A 15,039-nucleotide genomic window follows, 5' to 3' on the forward strand; every position below is an offset into this window, starting at 1 on the left:
AAGACGAGGGCGGGCGAGGACCATGGACGTGATGCCGCTGCTGTTGCTGGTGGCGGGCAGCGCCGCGATCGCCGCGGCGGGACTGCGCGTACCGGTACCGGCGCCGCTGCTGCTGGTCGCGGCGGGCCTGGCGGTGAGCTACGTGCCCGGCGTGCCCGACTACACCCTCGACCCGCACATCGTCCTGCCCCTGCTGCTGCCCCCGCTGCTCCACACGGCGGCCACCGACAGCTCGTACCTGGACCTGCGGGCGCAGGCGCGGCCCGTGGCGCTGCTGTCGGTGGGCTACGTCCTGTTCGCCACCTTCGTCGTCGGCTGCGCCGCCTACGTCATCGTGCCGGGCCTGCCGCTGACCGCGGCCCTGGTGCTCGGCGCGGTGGTGGCGCCCCCGGACGCCGTCGCGGCCACGGCGGTCGCCCGCCGCGTGGGGCTGCCCTCCCGGATCACCACGATCCTCCAGGGCGAGTCCCTGGTGAACGACGCCACCGCCATCACCGCCTTCAAGGTGGCGCTCGCGGCGGCCGTCGGCGAGGGCGCGACCTGGGCCGGCGGGATCGGCGAGTTCCTGATCGCGGCGGTGGGCGGCGTCGGCGTCGGACTGGTCCTGATGGTGCCGCTGCACTGGCTGCGCACCCACCTCAGGGAGGCGCTGCTGCAGAACACGCTCTCTCTGCTGATCCCCTTCGTCGCCTACGCGGTCGCCGAGCAGGTGCACGCCTCGGGGGTGCTCGCGGTGGTCGTCGTCGCGCTCTACCTCGGGCACCGCGCGTGGGAGGTCGATTTCGCCACCCGGCTCCAGGAGGAGGCGGTGTGGAAGATGGTCGCGTTCGTCCTGGAGTCGGCCGTGTTCGCCCTCATCGGACTCCAGCTGCCCGTCGTCCTCAAGGGCTTGGGGGAGTACGAGGGGATCGACGCCGCCTGGTACGCCCTCGCCGTCTTCCTGGTGGTCGCCGTGGCGAGGTTCGTGTGGGTGTACCCGGCGACCTTCCTGCCCCGGCTGTCGGCACGCGTACGCGCGCGCGAGGGCGACCTCTCCTGGAAGGGGCCGTTCGTGATCGGCTGGGCCGGGATGCGGGGCGTGGTCTCCCTGGCCATCGCCTTCTCCATCCCGCTCACCGTGCACGGCGGCGAGCCCTTCCCCGAGCGCAACCTCATCCTGTTCCTCACCTTCACGACCGTCATCGGCACGCTGGTCGTCCAGGGCGTCAGCCTGCCGCCGCTGATCCGGCTGCTGAAGTTCCCGGCGCACGACGTGCAGGCCGAGACGCTGGCGGAGGCCAACGCGCAGGCGCAGGCATCGCGGGTCGCCGAGCAGCGCCTGGACGACCTGCTCGCCGACGAGCGCAACACGCTGCCGGCCCCCCTCGCCGACCGCCTGCGCACGGTCCTGGAGCGACGCCGCAACGCCGTCTGGGAACGGCTCGGACAGGTCAATCCCGTCACCGGCGAGACCGTCGACGACACCTACCGGCGGCTCTCCCGGGAGATGATCAGCGCCGAACGGGAGGTCTTCGTCCGGCTGCGGGACGGCCGCTACATCGACGACGAGATGCTCCGGACACTGCTGCGCCGACTGGACCTGGAGGAGGCGGCGGCCTACCGGGAGAGCACCTGAGCGGGCGCACCGGCGCGGCGGCCGGGGCCCCTCAGGGGAAGGGGCGGCCGGTGACGACCGCCGCCAGGGTCGTCCCGCGCGGGAAGGCGCCCTCCTCGGTGAGTGCGAGCAGGGCGTACAGCAACTTGGCGACGTAGACGCGCTCCACGGGGAGGCCGTGGCGGTGTTCGAAGTCCTTGGCGAAGGCGTCCAGCCCGGGCGTCGTGCGGGCGTAGCCGCCGTGGTGGAAGCGGTCGTCCAGGCTCCAGGCGCCGCGCGGCCCGCCGAACGCGCGTTCCTGGAGCCGCTCTATGTCGGCCTTCAGGAAGCCGCCTCTGAGCACGGGTATGCCCAGGGCCCGCCGCCCCCGGGGAAGCCCGGCGGCCAGTCCGGCGAGGGTGCCGCCGGTGCCGCAGGCGATGGCGGCCACGTCGGCGTGTTCGCCCAGTTCCTCGCCCAGGGCGCGGCAGCCGCGCACGGCCTCCGCGTTGCTGCCCCCTTCGGGGACGACCACGGCGTCCTCGGCGTCCACCGCGCGCAGGAGGGCCGCGAGCGTCTCCGGTTCGGACTTGCGCCGGTACGTCGAGCGGTCCACGAAGTGCAGCCGCATCCCGTCGGCGGCGCACCGGGCCAGCGAGGGGTTGAGCGGCCGGCCGGACAGCTCGTGACCGCGGACCACGCCCACCGTGGGCAGCCCGAGCAGCCGACCCGCGGCGGCCGCGGCCCGCAGGTGGTTGGAGTAGGCGCCGCCGAACGTGACGAGGGCACGGCCGCCCGCCGTGGCGAGGGTCGGCGCCAGTTTGCGCCATTTGTTGCCGACCAGCTCGGGGTGGATCAGGTCGTCCCGCTTGAGCAGCAACCTGACACCGTGCCGCTCGAACCGTCCGTCGGCCGCCTCGTGCAGGGGAGAGGGCAGCCGGGGCCGCAGGGCGGCGAGGTCGGGGGTGTCGGTGCCGGTCACCCCGTCATTGTCGCGCCGCCGCGCGGTGGACACCTCGTTCGCTCGTCCCCTGGTCACTCGGGCCGGTCCCGGATCACTTCAGCCGGTCCCGGATCCGCTCCCGCATCGAGGTCATCGTGAACCCGCGCGGGTCCACCTTCCCCGGCTGCCACTCCAGGTGACCGATGACGGACCGCTCGTTCCAGCCGTGGTGGCGGCACACGGCCGCGGCGGCCCGCTCGATCGCCTCCAGCTGCGCCGCAGGCCAAGGGTCGTCGCCGTCGCCGAGGTTCTCGCACTCGAAGCCGTAGAAGTGCCGGTTGCCGTCGGTGTTCGCCTCGTTGTCCCGGGGCAGGGCCTTCTCCGCGATCACCGCGCGCAGGACGTCGTCGTCGCCCGGACCGGCGTGGTTGGCGCGGCCGTAGCCGACCAGGTGCACGCGGCCGTCCTTGGTGATGACGCCGTGGCACAGGGGGCCGGGCAGGCTCTCGTGACCCTTGCGGCAGATGTCCACCGTCCGCGCGCTGCCCCTGGTGACCGTATGGTGGATCATCACACCGTGCACGGGGCCCCAGGCGCCCTTGTGGTTGCGGTTGTGGTCCCGCCAGTCGCCGACCTCGACGACGGTGAGCCCCTCCGCCTTGAGTGCCTTGAGGAAACTGCCTGCGGACATGGGTGAGGCCACGGCCGGCTCCTTCACGCTGCGTGACGACCGCCCGACGCGACCGCCTCGTACGGAGCTTGTACCGAAACGGAGCACCTCCTATTACTTGCTCGGTCGGTGTGCGAATCGTTTCAGCCAATCTCATCCCGGCCAGCGGTGCCGAACAGGGCCGGACGGAGCCGGACAAGTCGCCGAGACGCCGGACAAGCCCCCATATCTGCCCCGGCCGCACGTGATCCATTCCCGCTCTTTCGTGTAATAGCACCGGCACGCTCCGTGAGGAAGGCTGGTCCTTGCACATCGATGCCGGGCGCAGCCGTCCGGCATGACCGGGAGGGCATTTCCTTATGTCGGTAGGCGAAGAGGTCCGCACCGAGCAGACCAGGCCGCAGCAGAGCCTTGGCACGGCGGCCGCGCGGAACCTGGCCACCACCACCAAGTCCGTTCCCCAGATGCAGGAGATCAGCTCGCGCTGGCTGCTGCGCTCGCTCCCCTGGGTGGACATCCAGGGCGGCACGTACCGGGTCAACCGGCGTCTGACCTTCGCCGTCGGCGACGGTCGCGTGACGTTCGTGAAGACCGGCGACCGCGTCGAGGTCATCCCCGCGGAGCTGGGCGAGCTGCCGGCCCTGCGGTCGTACGAGGACGACGAGGTCCTGTCGGAACTCGCGCAGCGCTGTGAGCAGCGGGAGTTCGGCCCCGGCGAGGTCCTCGCCTCGTTCGGCGGCCGGGCCGACGAGGTCTACCTGCTGGCACACGGCAGGATCGAGAAGGTCGGCACCGGTCCCTACGGCGACGACGCGGTGCTCGGCGTCCTCGCCGACGGCGCCTACTTCGGCGACCAGGCGCTCCTCGACGGGGACGCCATCTGGGAGTTCACCGCCCGCACGGTCACCGCCTGCACGGTGCTGGTGCTGCCCCGCCAGGAGGTGGAGCAGGTCGCGGAGCGGTCGGACTCGCTGCGCGAGCACCTGGAGCAGCAGCGCTCGATCCCGGAGCAGCGCACCAACAAGCACGGTGAGAAGGAGATCGACCTCGCGGCCGGCCACACCGGCGAGCCGGACATCCCGCACACCTTCGTCGACTACGAGGCCCGGCCCCGTGAGTACGAACTGAGCGTCGCGCAGACCGTGCTGCGCATCCACTCGCGCGTGGCCGACCTGTACAACCAGCCGATGAACCAGACCGAACAGCAGCTCCGGCTGACGGTCGAGGCGCTCAAGGAGCGTCAGGAGCACGAGCTCATCAACAACCGCGAGTTCGGCCTGCTCCACAACTGCGAGTACGACCAGCGCATCCAGCCGCACGACGGCGTGCCCGGTCCGGACGACCTCGACGAACTGCTGAGCCGCCGGCGCGGCACCAAGCTGCTCCTCGCCCACCCGCGCGCCATCGCCGCCATCGGCCGCGAGCTCAACAGGCGCGGTCTCGTCCCCGAGACGATCGACGTCGCCGGGAACCGCATCCCGACCTGGCGCGGTGTGCCCATCTACCCGTGCAACAAGATTCCGGTCACCGAGGCCCGCACGTCGTCGATCATCGCGATGCGTACCGGCGAGCAGGACCAGGGCGTCATCGGGCTGCGGGCCACCAGCATCCCGGACGAGATCGAGCCGAGTCTGTCGGTGCGCTTCATGGGCATCAATGAACAGGCCGTCATCAAGTACCTGGTCACGGCCTACTACTCGGCCGCCGTCCTGGTACCGGACGCGCTCGGCGTCCTGGAGAACGTCGAGATCGGCCGCTGGCAGTGACCCCACTGTCCCGAACGCCGTGTCCCCGCCCTCCCGGGCGGGTACACCCCCGGGGTACGGGCGGGCCCAGGGGGAAGGTGAGTCCATGACGGAGACTTGGCGCGGCGCCACCGCGACGCGCCGTCCCACCGGTACGCCGGAAAGGCACGGACCCATCGGCACACAGCGCGAGAAGGAGCCGGGGGTGTCGTCCGACGGGCAGGGACAGGCGGTGGCCGAAGGACACGAGGCGGCCGTACTGCTGAGCGAGTCACGGGCGTCGGTCGACCCCGAACTGCGGTCCGCCATCGCCTCGCTGCCCGAGTCGATGCGCCGGATCGCGCTCTACCACTTCGGCTGGCAGCACGCGGACGGCACACCGGCGGCGGGCAACGCGGGCAAGGCGATCCGCCCCGCGCTCGTCCTCACCGCGGCGACTGCGCTCGGTGGACCGGCGGCCCGCGCGGCGGCCGGTCGGGCCGCCGCGGCGGTGGAACTGGTCCACAACTTCACCTTGCTGCACGACGACGTGATGGACCGGGACGCCACCCGGCGACACCGGCCGACCGCGTGGACCGTGTTCGGCGACGCCGACGCGATCCTCGCCGGGGACGCCCTCCAGGCACTCGCCCTGCGGCTGCTCGCCGCGGACCCGCACCCGGCGTCCGCGGCGGCGGCCACCCGCCTGGCCGACTGCGTCATGGAGCTGTGCGAGGGCCAGCACGCGGACACGGCCATGGAGCGGCGCCCGCCGGGCGAGGTCACGCTCGACGAGACGCTCGCCATGGCCGAGGCCAAGACGGGCGCCCTGCTGGGCTGCGCCTGCGCCCTCGGCGCGCTGTACGCGGGTGCGACCGCGGAGGACGTCGAGGCGCTGGACGCCTTCGGCCGTGAGGCCGGGCTGGCCTTCCAGCTCATCGACGACGTCATCGGCATATGGGGCGACCCGCGCCACACCGGCAAGCCGGCCGGTGCGGACCTGGCCGCCCGCAAGAAGTCCCTGCCGGTGGTCGCCGCCCTGAACTCCGGCACCCCGGCCGCCGCCGAACTGGCCGAGCTGTACGCGGCGCCGTACGACGAGGGCAAGGAGGACCTGGAGCGCACCGCCCTGGCCGTGGAGCGGGCCGGTGGCCGGGACTGGGCGCAGGCCCAGGCGGCCGACCGGATGGCGAGGGCCATGCAGGAGTTGGCCCGTGCCGTGCCCGAGCCGGAGGCGGCGGGCGGCCTGCTCGCGCTGGCCGAGTTCGTGACCCGGCGCAGCACCTGAGCGCCGCCACGCAAGACCCCGGAGCCCGTGCAGGGCCGTACGGCACCTGACCGACGTACGGCCGCACCGCCGACGGCTCCGGTTGGGCGGGTCCCGCACTTCCCCACGGTGTGCGGGGCCCGCCTTCTTGTCTCTCCGGCTGGGGGCGCGGTGCCCAGCGGCTAGGCTCAACCGCCGTACATGCGAGCGGTGTTGAGTCGAAGGGGCGAGGCATGGGTGTGGTGATCCGGACGGCGGGTGAGGACGACCGGGATCTGGTCGTCCGGTTGCTGGACGAGGCCTTCCAGGACGATCCGGTGAGCAGCTGGGTCTTTCCCGGCGAGGAGTACCGGCGCCGGACGCATCACCGGCTCATGGCCTCGTTCGCCGACGCCGTCTTCGCCGACGGCCGCATCGACCTCACCGAGGACGGCGCCGCCTGCGCGCTGTGGCTGCCCGTCCGGGCGGACGAGCACGAGGGCGCCGACGACGATCCCGCACGGCTCCGCGAGGCCGTCGACCCGGGGAACGAGCGCGTGGAGCTGATAGCCCGGCTCACGGGCGGCATCCACCCCACCGGCCGGGCCCACGAGTACCTGTGGATGATCGGCGTGCTCCCCGGACGGCAGGGCGAGGGACTGGGCACCGCGCTGATCGAGAGCGTCCTCGACCGCTGTGACCGCGAGGGGCTGCCCGCCTACCTCGAGGCGAGCAGCGCCCGCGGCAAGGTGCTGTACGAGCGCCTCGGCTTCGAGTTCGCCGGCCAGGCCCTGGACCTGCCGGACGGCCCCCGTATGTGGCCGATGTGGCGCGAGCCCCGGACCCGGTAATCGCATAATCCACTCCCCACACCACTACGTATGGAGTACTGTGACTGTAGTGGTCAATCTGAGGGGGAAACCGGTTTGCGCAAACTCACGTACTTCATCGCCTGCTCGATCGACGGCTTCATCGGCGGTCCGGACGGCGACGCGTCGTTCATGTACCCGTACGTCGACGAGGAGTTCCTTGGGTTCCTGAAGGCGGAGTACCCGGAGACGATGGCCACTCAGGGCCGCCGGGCGCTCGGCCTCGACGACCTGCGAAACCAGCGGTTCGACACGGTCGTCCAGGGAAGGGCCAGCTACGACCTGGCCCTCAAGGAGGGCATCACCAGCCCGTACGCGCATCTGCGCGAGTACGTCGCCTCGCGCACGCTCACCGAGTCGCCCGACCCGAACGTCGAGATCATCTCGACGGACCTGGTCGGCAGGGTCAGGGAGTTGAAGGCGGAGGACAGCGCCTTCGACATCTACCTGTGCGGCGGATCGGCCGTCGCCGGCGAACTGGTCGACGAGGTGGACGAGCTGGTCGTCAAGACCTACCCGGTGGTGCTCGGCACCGGCATGCCGATGTTCGCCTCCGGCTTCGAGGTCGCCGAGTTCGTACCGGACTCGGTGCGGAGTTTCGGCAACGGCGTCGTGGTGCGGACGTACCACCGCAAGCGCTGAGCCCGCCCTGCCCCCGACAACGCCGAAGGGGCCCGGCCGAATGACGGCCGGGCCCCTTCGGGCTGCCCTGCGGCCTGCGATGGTGCACCGATCGCCGGCCCCGGGATGCTGACGTGCGTCAGGCCTTCTTGGTCTCCTAGTAACGGGGCGGGTCGGTGACCTGCGGGGATGGGTGCCGCAGGTCGCTGGCCTGGCCTTTTGGTGATGGGTAGCGATGGGGTGCGACGGTCTTGAGTGGGTGTCTTGCGGACTGTGTGCGGACTGCTGCGCCTGTCCGGTCGGTTCATGCTTCCTGCCACACGTTCGGTTGTCTGGTGCAGGGCATGCTGCCGCAGCACCTACAGCCACTTGTATAACTGGCTTGTGATACGGGAAGGGTCGGCGCAACAAGACTGGGAGGGGCTGGATGAAGCGCGGGGAGGGGAGCCGCGCGGGATCCGCGCGGCGCTGGAACTTGTGGCAAGGGGCGCATCACAGGAGCTCTAGGCGGGCTGGGGCGGGGCATGCTGCGGCTGCAGGCCCCGGCTCTGTGGACGAACGTCCGCGCTATGACGCGTTCATTTCGTACAACTGGGAGGCCGATGCGGCCTTCGCCCCTGGTCTCAGGCGGCTTCTGCGGAGGATCGGAGTATCCCGGTTCCGTCCTCGACCGGGTACCGAGATCTACGTGGACCGGTCGGGAACGCGGATGGGGGACTCACTTCCCCTGGAACTCCAGAGAGCGTTGCGCCAGTCACGGGAGTTCATCCTCCTAGCCTCGCCGCAGGCCGCCGAGTCGCACTGGGTAAACGAGGAGATTAAGCTCTGGAGGAGCCTCCCTGGAAGCCGGAGAATTCAGATCGCCATCACGGCGGGCACGCACCGCTGGGACTCTGTCACCAGTGACTTCGACTGGAATCACAGCACCGCCATTCCGCGTGCGCTGTCGGGATGCTTCGACGATTCGCCCGTGATCGTTGACCTGGTGGCGGTGCGTGCGCTGAGGTGGCGCTCCTTGCATCGCAAGCGGGTCCGCGAGCCAGTAGCCAAGATCGCCGCCTTTCTGCGCGACGTCGACATGGAACCGCTTCTCGATGAGGATGGTCGCTATCGCCGACGGCTTTTGTCCACCGTAGGGGTCTTTCTGGCTGCAGCGGCGGTAGGTACCAGTGTGCTCCTTGCACGGGTGAATGCTGCCCAAGAGGTGGGAGAGCAGCAACAAGCACGGGCGGCGGCCAGGAGGCTGCTGGTTGATGCGGGTCAAGCGGCACAGAGCGATCCGCTGAGGGCGGCCAGACTGACTCTGGCGGCGGCGGGCCTGGACACGGGCGAGAAGGATCCGGGGCATGAGGCAGCGCTAGCCGAGCGGGTGTACGAGCTACGGCATGTACACCGGCTGGTGGATATCGGTGAGGACCCTGACCGCGATTTCACCACCACCGCCGTCGGGCCTAAGGGAGAGCTGGCGTACACGCACGGTGACGGGCAGAGCATCAGAGTCCTGGGACCTGATGGGTCGCGACTGGCAGACTTGCAGCTTCCTAAACCGGAATCGGAATCCCCGCCCGCAACGGGTTGGGAGGGCGAGTACACGCAATTGAGATTCGACGCGAGTGGCCGTTCACTGTTTGCGACTCAGATCAGCGGCCCGACGGTGCGGTGGGATCTGAACAGTGCAGGAGTAGCACCGCAGAGACTGGGCGACGGAGTCAGCTCTTTTGACATCTCTCGGTCTGGAGACATCGCCTGGCCCGGGGCATTTGCCCAGGAATCAGAAGGCGTCGTGGCCGCTGAGGAACTGGTTGACAACGGAGTGGAAGTCCGACGGGCTGGGGATGAGCGGCTGGTGCGCTCCAGCAGGGGGTTTCCTGGTGCGGCCGTCACCGATGTGCATTTTTCACCCTCCGGCCGGGAGATCATCTGCCGACTGAGCCGTCCAGCAACGAACGAGATCGCGGTGCGGGTCTGGGATGTGGACCGTCAGCACTGGCGGGGCGCTGAGGCGTCCGTGAGGTGGGTCCCCGCTGGCCAGGCGTCTGCAGTACGTGACGACGGTAAGGCGTTGGCTGTTGTCAATGACGGACGAGTCCAGCTATACGAGACACTGACAGGCAAGCGCATGGGGAAGTCTCCCGAACTCGCGCCGGGGTTGTCCCGAGCGGAGAGCGCCTTCGCGGTCTTCTCCCGTTCGGGAAGCACGCTGTTCACCGCCGATGTTGAAGGCAGGATCACCTCCTGGGACTTGACCGCTGGGAAAGGCGAGGAGATCTTCAGGGCTGGCGAGCGCCTGCACGGCATGGCACGCGCTCTGGGGAGCGACATGCTCGCGGTTAACGGGACACGGCGCGCCGCTGTTGTTGATCCTGAACGTGATCACCGGCGCACCTTGATTCCCAACGCGGCGGAAGCTGTGGATGTTTCTATGTCCGCAGGTGAATCTCTCGCCGTCCTGAGTGAGCGTGAGCTGACAGTACGCCGTCGGCCGGACGCCGCGCCTAATGGCAGGAGTCGGGGCATTGTGGCCTGGCCTGGCAGGAGTCATGTCGACTTCTCACCGGATGGCAGCCGATTGCTGAGCGTGGAGAGCCATCACGAGGAGAGCCAGCTCGTCTCCAGGGATGCGGCGTCGCTCGTTACGCAGTGGATTGTGTCCCCAGGCCAACTCAATGTTGACGACTTCAACGGAGTGACCGCGGCTGACGGCTATCTCCTGGTCCCGCAGTTGAGCGACGTGATCTTCCTCAGTGCGGAGGGCAGGTGGATGGGCTCTGTGCCCGGCAGCCTGGTCGACACCGATGCCACGGGCAACTGGAGTGCCGTCCTGACGTCCACTGGTAGCCCGACGGGACACGCGGTAATCGAGATCCGCAACACAAATGGCATTGTTCCCACGAGTGTCCCGGCGCCGGTACGCCGTATCACTCCGCAGGGGACGGTCATCGGTCTGCGCATAACTGGCTCCACCACACTGTTGATCAGCCTCTATCGCGGGCCCGAGGATGGCGAAGACCTTTGGTACGGGGTGGAGCACTGGAACATGGCTACCGGCAAGCGCATCGCGCGCACTGAGCTGGGCTCAACAACTACGCTCGACGACTTAGTGGCCGGCCCAGGAGAGACGCTTACATGGTTCAAAGAAACGGGCATCTCCTTTCACCGGCGAGGGTCATCCGAGCCGTTCGCCCGGTGGCGGGTGCCGGAGAGCACCGGTGTACTCACCAGCACCGTGGACGCGGCGCCTGACGGCCGCACCGCGGTAGTGGCTGAGTGGGACGGCCCGGTTGCCGCATGGAAACTCACTCCGGCCGCCTGGCTTTCCTCGGTATGCGACATTGTCGGAAGCCCGCGCGTGGGCACTTTGCAACGCGCTTCCGATGCACCGACCACGCGGGCGCACAACCCCTGTGCCCGGCAGTGAGGTCACGGTGCTCTCCGCGCTAGCAGCCACCTTGGGACATGCCGCTGGGGGCCAGATCTGCCCCGCAGAGGCCGGGTTAGTGGGAAGGCCAAGAGCAGGGCGACTCAACAGCTTGCCCGTCCATCGGCAAGAGCTGTGCGCTGGGCAGACACATTCTCTGGCGGCGCAGCACACCTGATCGACGAGTTAGCGGGATATCGATTGACACCGTGCAGCAGAGCCGAAGGTTGTACGGTGACTAACTGCTTTTGTCCGCCTACAGACATGAAGAGCCCATCGTGCCCACCACTGTCACAGGTCTCGTGTTGCTGGTTGTTCTTCTGCTTCCGGGACTGACCTTTGTGATCATCCGCGAGCGGCGGGGGAGTGAACGTCGCCCTACACCGTTCCGTGAGACAGGTGCAGTGGTGTTCTGCAGCGTCCTCACCGAGCTCGCCACGCTCATACTCTTCGCGGTGGCACGCGGGCTAATGCCCGGGCTGACGCCAGATGTCGGCCGACTGGTCCGTGAAGGCGCTGATTATGCGCGGGATCACTACGCCGAGCTCGGGTGGTGGGCTGTTGGTCTGCTGCTGTTCTCATGTGCACTGGCCGCAACTGCCGCAGCGCTCACAGGAGACAGGCCTCATGCGTCTGCGATGTCGGCATGGTGGGTCATGTTCGACCGCTGGTTCCCCGGAGAGAACCCCATCGTTGGCTGCATCCTCGAGGACGGCTCCTACATCGAGGGACGCCAGGCATCGTTCAACGTCAGTTCAGACGACTCGCCAGACAGAGACCTGGTGCTGGTGGAGCCGCTGAAGTATCGAGCGCCCGGCACGACCGAGATGCATGCGTTTCCCTGGGGCGCCGCGTGCATCTCGGCCCGCCGGATCGTGGCTATGTTCGTCAGCTACCCCCCTGTCCCTGAGGGGGAGGCGGAGGCGGCGGCGACGCAGGCGTCCGCCCCGGCTGCATCGTAGGCTTGTGGCCACGATTATCAGACTCGTCTGATGGCTTGGTCTGGGGCTGGTCACCTGAGCGGGGCACCTTCGGCTCATCAGCCACGAGCGGCCTCCTTCACGGGCATCCGTCTTCTGACGACTGTGGCGAGAACGATCAAAGCCTTCCATCGGACACCTTACCGAGAGCAGCTCGGCCGCGTAACAATGTCCATGGCGTTGCTGCCTATGCCCGGCTTCCAGAACTGACTTGACTGTCAGACCAGCCGTCTAGCATGTGAGTCACAGCCGGTCCGGTACGAGAGTAGGGAAAAGATCATGGTCGACCCCCGTGCGTTCCTCAGCTTCGACTTTGATCACAACGAGATACAGAAGAGGCTGTTCGCCGGACAGGCGCGGAGCGACTCGCCCACACCCTTCACTGTGCAGGACTGGTCCAGCAAGACCCACCTGCCGCAGAGACAGTGGGAAGCACTCATCAAGACGAAGATGGCACACACCAACATGTGCATCGTGCTGGTAGGCCGACACATGGCATCTGCCACTGGTGTGGCTAAAGAGATCGCCATGGCCAAGGAGCTCCGAGTCCCCGTCTTCGGCGTGTACGTCGACGGAGCTGGATTGGCCAGTACGCTGCCCGTCGGCCTACAGCGCAACCGCACCATGGCGTGGAAGTGGAGCTATATCGCAGCGGCGGTACAGCAGATGATGGGTGAGGGCAAGAACGCGTGAAGCGGGCCATCTTCGTAGGCATCGATCACTACCCGCTTGGTGGATCGTTGGCAGGGTGCGTCGCGGATGCAATAGCCCTTAACGACCTCCTGGCCACGCACGCTGACGGCAGTCCCAACTGGCGCACGCAGCTGATAACAGGAGAAGAAGGCGGAGCCGAAGTAACACGAGACAGCCTGCGGCAGGCCCTTACGCAGTTGTTCGCCAACGCTCGTGACACCGACCTGCTCTTCTTCTTCGCCGGCCATGGTGCTCAGACCGCCTGGGGTGCTGATCTAGTCACTCAGGACGCTACAGAGCACAGCTTGGGGGTGTCCATGAGCGACTTGATTACCCTCGCTAACGACTCCCCTGCACGAAGCGTGACGCTGATACTCGACTGCTGCTTCAGCGGCGACCTTGGCAACACACCAGGACAACAGACAGCGGCCGTTGCTGAAAATTTCCGCCTAAACAAAAGCATCCTGCGGGAGAATGTCACGGTCCTGGCCGCGAGTCGCGGAACAGAACCTTCCCAGGAGGTAAGCGGACACGGTGCTTTCACTCGCATTCTCTTGGACGGCCTAGAAGGCGGAGCTACCGACCATCTGGGAAAAGTCACTGCACTCAGCCTCTACGGATACGTCAGTGCGGCCTTCGATGCCTGGCAGCAACGCCCGGTCCTCAAAACCAGCCTGACCGAGCCTGTTACGCTGCGTATCGGGCCGCCTTGGCTCGATGCCAACCTGCTGCGCCAACTACCCAACCACTTCCCCGATGCGAACAGCCGAGTACGGCTGAGCCCGGAACATGAAGGTGAAGGACGGCCTCTACCCCCCGGTATCGAGGGGACCCCGGAACAACAGCAGTTCGACTACCTGGGGCGGTTGCGTAACGCCAACCTGGTCACTACGGACGGCCAACGTGACCACTACTGGGTCGCTATGGAGAGCGGCGAGGTTTATTTGACCGCTATGGGTCGCTACTTCTGGAACCTGGCCAAAAGGAAGGTCCTATGAAGCGTATCGGTTGCACAGGACACCAGGCGCTGAGTGCCGCCACACGCCTTGATGTAGTCAAAGCTATGACGGCAGAGATAGCGAACCATAAAGAAGAGGAGCTTCTGGGGCTAACATGTTTTGCAGAGGGGGCAGACCAGATTTTTGCTTTCGCGATGTTGGCTGCCGGAGCCCAACTGCACGCTGTCATCCCCAGTAAGAATTACGAGACTAGCTTCCAGAGCGAGCAGCCACGAGCAGCTTACGAGTGTCTGCTCCGACTCGCTGCGTCACGATCCGAACTCGCGTTCCCGGCGCCCGGAGAAGATGCCTACATGGCAGCGGGGCAAGAAGTGGTCGATCAGAGCGACATTCTGCTGGCTGTCTGGGACGGTAAGCCGGCAGGTGGAAAAGGCGGAACCGCCGACGTAGTGGCCTACGCGCAGCGTCGGGGCACAGACGTCCGCATCATCTGGCCAACGGGAGCGACGAGAGAATAAGCAGGACGCCTGGCGTCTACCGCAGTTCGGTTGGTATTTCAATCCGATCGAGTATGGGCGCTGGCGACTGGTGGCCGGGTTGCGCATGTTGCCCGGGGCGGTGACAGCGTAGGCCAGAACGACCGGCCCTGGCTGGCTGGCGGTGCGGTCCCGGCCTCAAGACCCGGTGGAGCGGATCCAATAGTCAGAAGCTCATTGGGTTCTCGTCGACGACCTCGCGAGCGTGTGGGGCGCCGAGGTGGTCGAAGTGACAGGTCGGCCGGTGGAGGCAACACCTTGATTCCCTACGAGCCCTTAGCCCCATCCGTCTAGGGAGACCTGCGGCCCGCCTCCGAGGTAGCAGTGGAGGGCGCTAGCTGTGGTGTCCACGAAGTTCTCGGGAATTGCATTGGCGTCAATCCAGCGGACCTGAGAGTGCTTGCGGGGTTCGCGGTTCTCAGGTTCGCCGGTCCATTCGTGGGCGGCGAAGACGACGGAGAGGAAGCCGTTGGGGGCTTCGACGCCCCAGGCGCCGTGGATGATGTGGGCGACCTTGAGGGATTCGGGCTTCACGGTGAGGCCCGTCTCCTCGTAGAGCTCGCGGACCGCCGTCTCCGTGATGGGCTCGCCCGGCTCGCTCTTGCCGACGGGGAGGTCCCACATTCCCTGGGCAAACTTGGCGTTCTCGCTGCGCTGGAGGAGGACGACGCGGTTGGTGGCCTTGTCGTGGACGATGACGGCCGCGACCAGCAGGGTCATCGATTCGAACGCTGGCTTGAGGGCCTTCGGCTGGTCGTCGGTCTGCTGGGCCACGGTGTTCCCTTCGTCGGGCGGGTTGTTGGGCAT

At 67.7% G+C, this 15,039-nt stretch carries 13 protein-coding genes; 10 read left to right on the forward strand and 3 right to left on the reverse strand.

The features are described from left to right. Positions 1 to 22 precede the first annotated feature (22 nt). A complete protein-coding gene (locus ACGH52_RS25740; RefSeq protein ID WP_399942667.1) occupies positions 23 to 1,615 on the forward strand; it encodes a Na+/H+ antiporter in 1,593 nt (530 codons plus the stop codon). A gap of 31 nt (positions 1,616 to 1,646) precedes the next feature. On the opposite strand, the gene ACGH52_RS25745 is transcribed toward ACGH52_RS25740, so the two are convergent. Then, positions 1,647 to 2,555: a 1-aminocyclopropane-1-carboxylate deaminase/D-cysteine desulfhydrase gene (locus tag ACGH52_RS25745; RefSeq protein ID WP_399942670.1), complete on the reverse strand. Its 909-nt coding sequence runs from the start codon at positions 2,553 to 2,555 to the stop codon at positions 1,647 to 1,649. A gap of 73 nt (positions 2,556 to 2,628) precedes the next feature. Next, positions 2,629 to 3,207, reverse strand: a complete 579-nt coding sequence (locus ACGH52_RS25750) for an N-acetylmuramoyl-L-alanine amidase (RefSeq protein WP_059300641.1) — start codon at positions 3,205 to 3,207, stop codon at positions 2,629 to 2,631. A 338-nt stretch (positions 3,208 to 3,545) separates the two neighbouring features. Between ACGH52_RS25750 and ACGH52_RS25755 the strand changes: the two genes are divergently transcribed. The 9 genes from ACGH52_RS25755 (at position 3,546) to ACGH52_RS25795 (ending at position 14,214) form a co-directional block, all read left to right on the forward strand. Continuing rightward, positions 3,546 to 4,952 carry a family 2B encapsulin nanocompartment shell protein gene (locus tag ACGH52_RS25755; RefSeq protein WP_399942673.1) on the forward strand — a complete coding sequence of 469 codons (1,407 nt, stop codon included), beginning with the start codon at positions 3,546 to 3,548 and terminating at the stop codon, positions 4,950 to 4,952. A gap of 85 nt (positions 4,953 to 5,037) precedes the next feature. Next, a complete protein-coding gene (locus ACGH52_RS25760) occupies positions 5,038 to 6,198 on the forward strand; it encodes a family 2 encapsulin nanocompartment cargo protein polyprenyl transferase (RefSeq protein WP_399942676.1) in 1,161 nt (386 codons plus the stop codon). A 212-nt stretch (positions 6,199 to 6,410) separates the two neighbouring features. After that, positions 6,411 to 7,007 (forward strand): GNAT family N-acetyltransferase, encoded by a 597-nt coding sequence (locus ACGH52_RS25765; RefSeq protein ID WP_121701468.1) that lies wholly within the window; start codon positions 6,411 to 6,413, stop codon positions 7,005 to 7,007. Between the two features lie 75 nt (positions 7,008 to 7,082). Beyond that, positions 7,083 to 7,667, forward strand: a complete 585-nt coding sequence (locus ACGH52_RS25770; RefSeq protein WP_399942679.1) for a dihydrofolate reductase family protein — start codon at positions 7,083 to 7,085, stop codon at positions 7,665 to 7,667. 406 nt (positions 7,668 to 8,073) lie between these two features. Then, positions 8,074 to 11,064 (forward strand): toll/interleukin-1 receptor domain-containing protein, encoded by a 2,991-nt coding sequence (locus ACGH52_RS25775; protein WP_371233150.1) that lies wholly within the window; start codon positions 8,074 to 8,076, stop codon positions 11,062 to 11,064. A gap of 278 nt (positions 11,065 to 11,342) precedes the next feature. Further along, complete coding sequence (locus ACGH52_RS25780) at positions 11,343 to 12,026, forward strand: DUF6338 family protein (RefSeq protein ID WP_215210223.1); 684 nt, start codon at positions 11,343 to 11,345, stop codon at positions 12,024 to 12,026. A 297-nt stretch (positions 12,027 to 12,323) separates the two neighbouring features. Further along, on the forward strand, positions 12,324 to 12,737 hold the full coding sequence (locus ACGH52_RS25785) for a TIR domain-containing protein (RefSeq protein ID WP_215210224.1): 414 nt from the start codon (positions 12,324 to 12,326) through the stop codon (positions 12,735 to 12,737). Then, entirely contained in the window at positions 12,734 to 13,735 is a 1,002-nt protein-coding gene (locus ACGH52_RS25790) for a caspase domain-containing protein (RefSeq protein ID WP_215210225.1), read from the forward strand. Before ACGH52_RS25785 ends, ACGH52_RS25790 begins: the two co-directional genes overlap by 4 nt. Beyond that, the gene (locus tag ACGH52_RS25795) at positions 13,732 to 14,214 is read left to right on the forward strand and encodes a hypothetical protein (protein WP_215210226.1); all 483 of its coding nucleotides are present in this window, start codon (positions 13,732 to 13,734) and stop codon (positions 14,212 to 14,214) included. The genes ACGH52_RS25790 and ACGH52_RS25795 overlap by 4 nt, the downstream gene beginning before the upstream one ends. A gap of 294 nt (positions 14,215 to 14,508) precedes the next feature. Here ACGH52_RS25795 and ACGH52_RS25800 read toward each other — a convergent pair whose 3' ends face one another. Further along, on the reverse strand, positions 14,509 to 15,039 hold the full coding sequence (locus tag ACGH52_RS25800; protein WP_215210227.1) for an NUDIX domain-containing protein: 531 nt from the start codon (positions 15,037 to 15,039) through the stop codon (positions 14,509 to 14,511).

It is taken from the genome of Streptomyces sp. BBFR25 (assembly GCF_044590125.1).
Classification (GTDB): Bacteria; Actinomycetota; Actinomycetes; order Streptomycetales; family Streptomycetaceae; genus Streptomyces; species Streptomyces canus_D.

Coding starts and splice junctions, on each gene's coding strand:
- ACGH52_RS25755 (WP_399942673.1), top strand. CDS start 3,546: ATGTCGGTAGGCGAAGAGGTCCGCACCGAGCAGACCAGGCCGCAGCAG.
- ACGH52_RS25740 (WP_399942667.1), top strand. CDS start 23: ATGGACGTGATGCCGCTGCTGTTGCTGGTGGCGGGCAGCGCCGCGATC.
- ACGH52_RS25760 (WP_399942676.1), top strand. CDS start 5,038: ATGACGGAGACTTGGCGCGGCGCCACCGCGACGCGCCGTCCCACCGGT.
- ACGH52_RS25785 (WP_215210224.1), top strand. CDS start 12,324: ATGGTCGACCCCCGTGCGTTCCTCAGCTTCGACTTTGATCACAACGAG.
- ACGH52_RS25795 (WP_215210226.1), top strand. CDS start 13,732: ATGAAGCGTATCGGTTGCACAGGACACCAGGCGCTGAGTGCCGCCACA.
- ACGH52_RS25775 (WP_371233150.1), top strand. CDS start 8,074: ATGAAGCGCGGGGAGGGGAGCCGCGCGGGATCCGCGCGGCGCTGGAAC.
- ACGH52_RS25800 (WP_215210227.1), bottom strand. CDS start 15,039: ATGCCCAACAACCCGCCCGACGAAGGGAACACCGTGGCCCAGCAGACC.
- ACGH52_RS25750 (WP_059300641.1), bottom strand. CDS start 3,207: ATGTCCGCAGGCAGTTTCCTCAAGGCACTCAAGGCGGAGGGGCTCACC.
- ACGH52_RS25765 (WP_121701468.1), top strand. CDS start 6,411: ATGGGTGTGGTGATCCGGACGGCGGGTGAGGACGACCGGGATCTGGTC.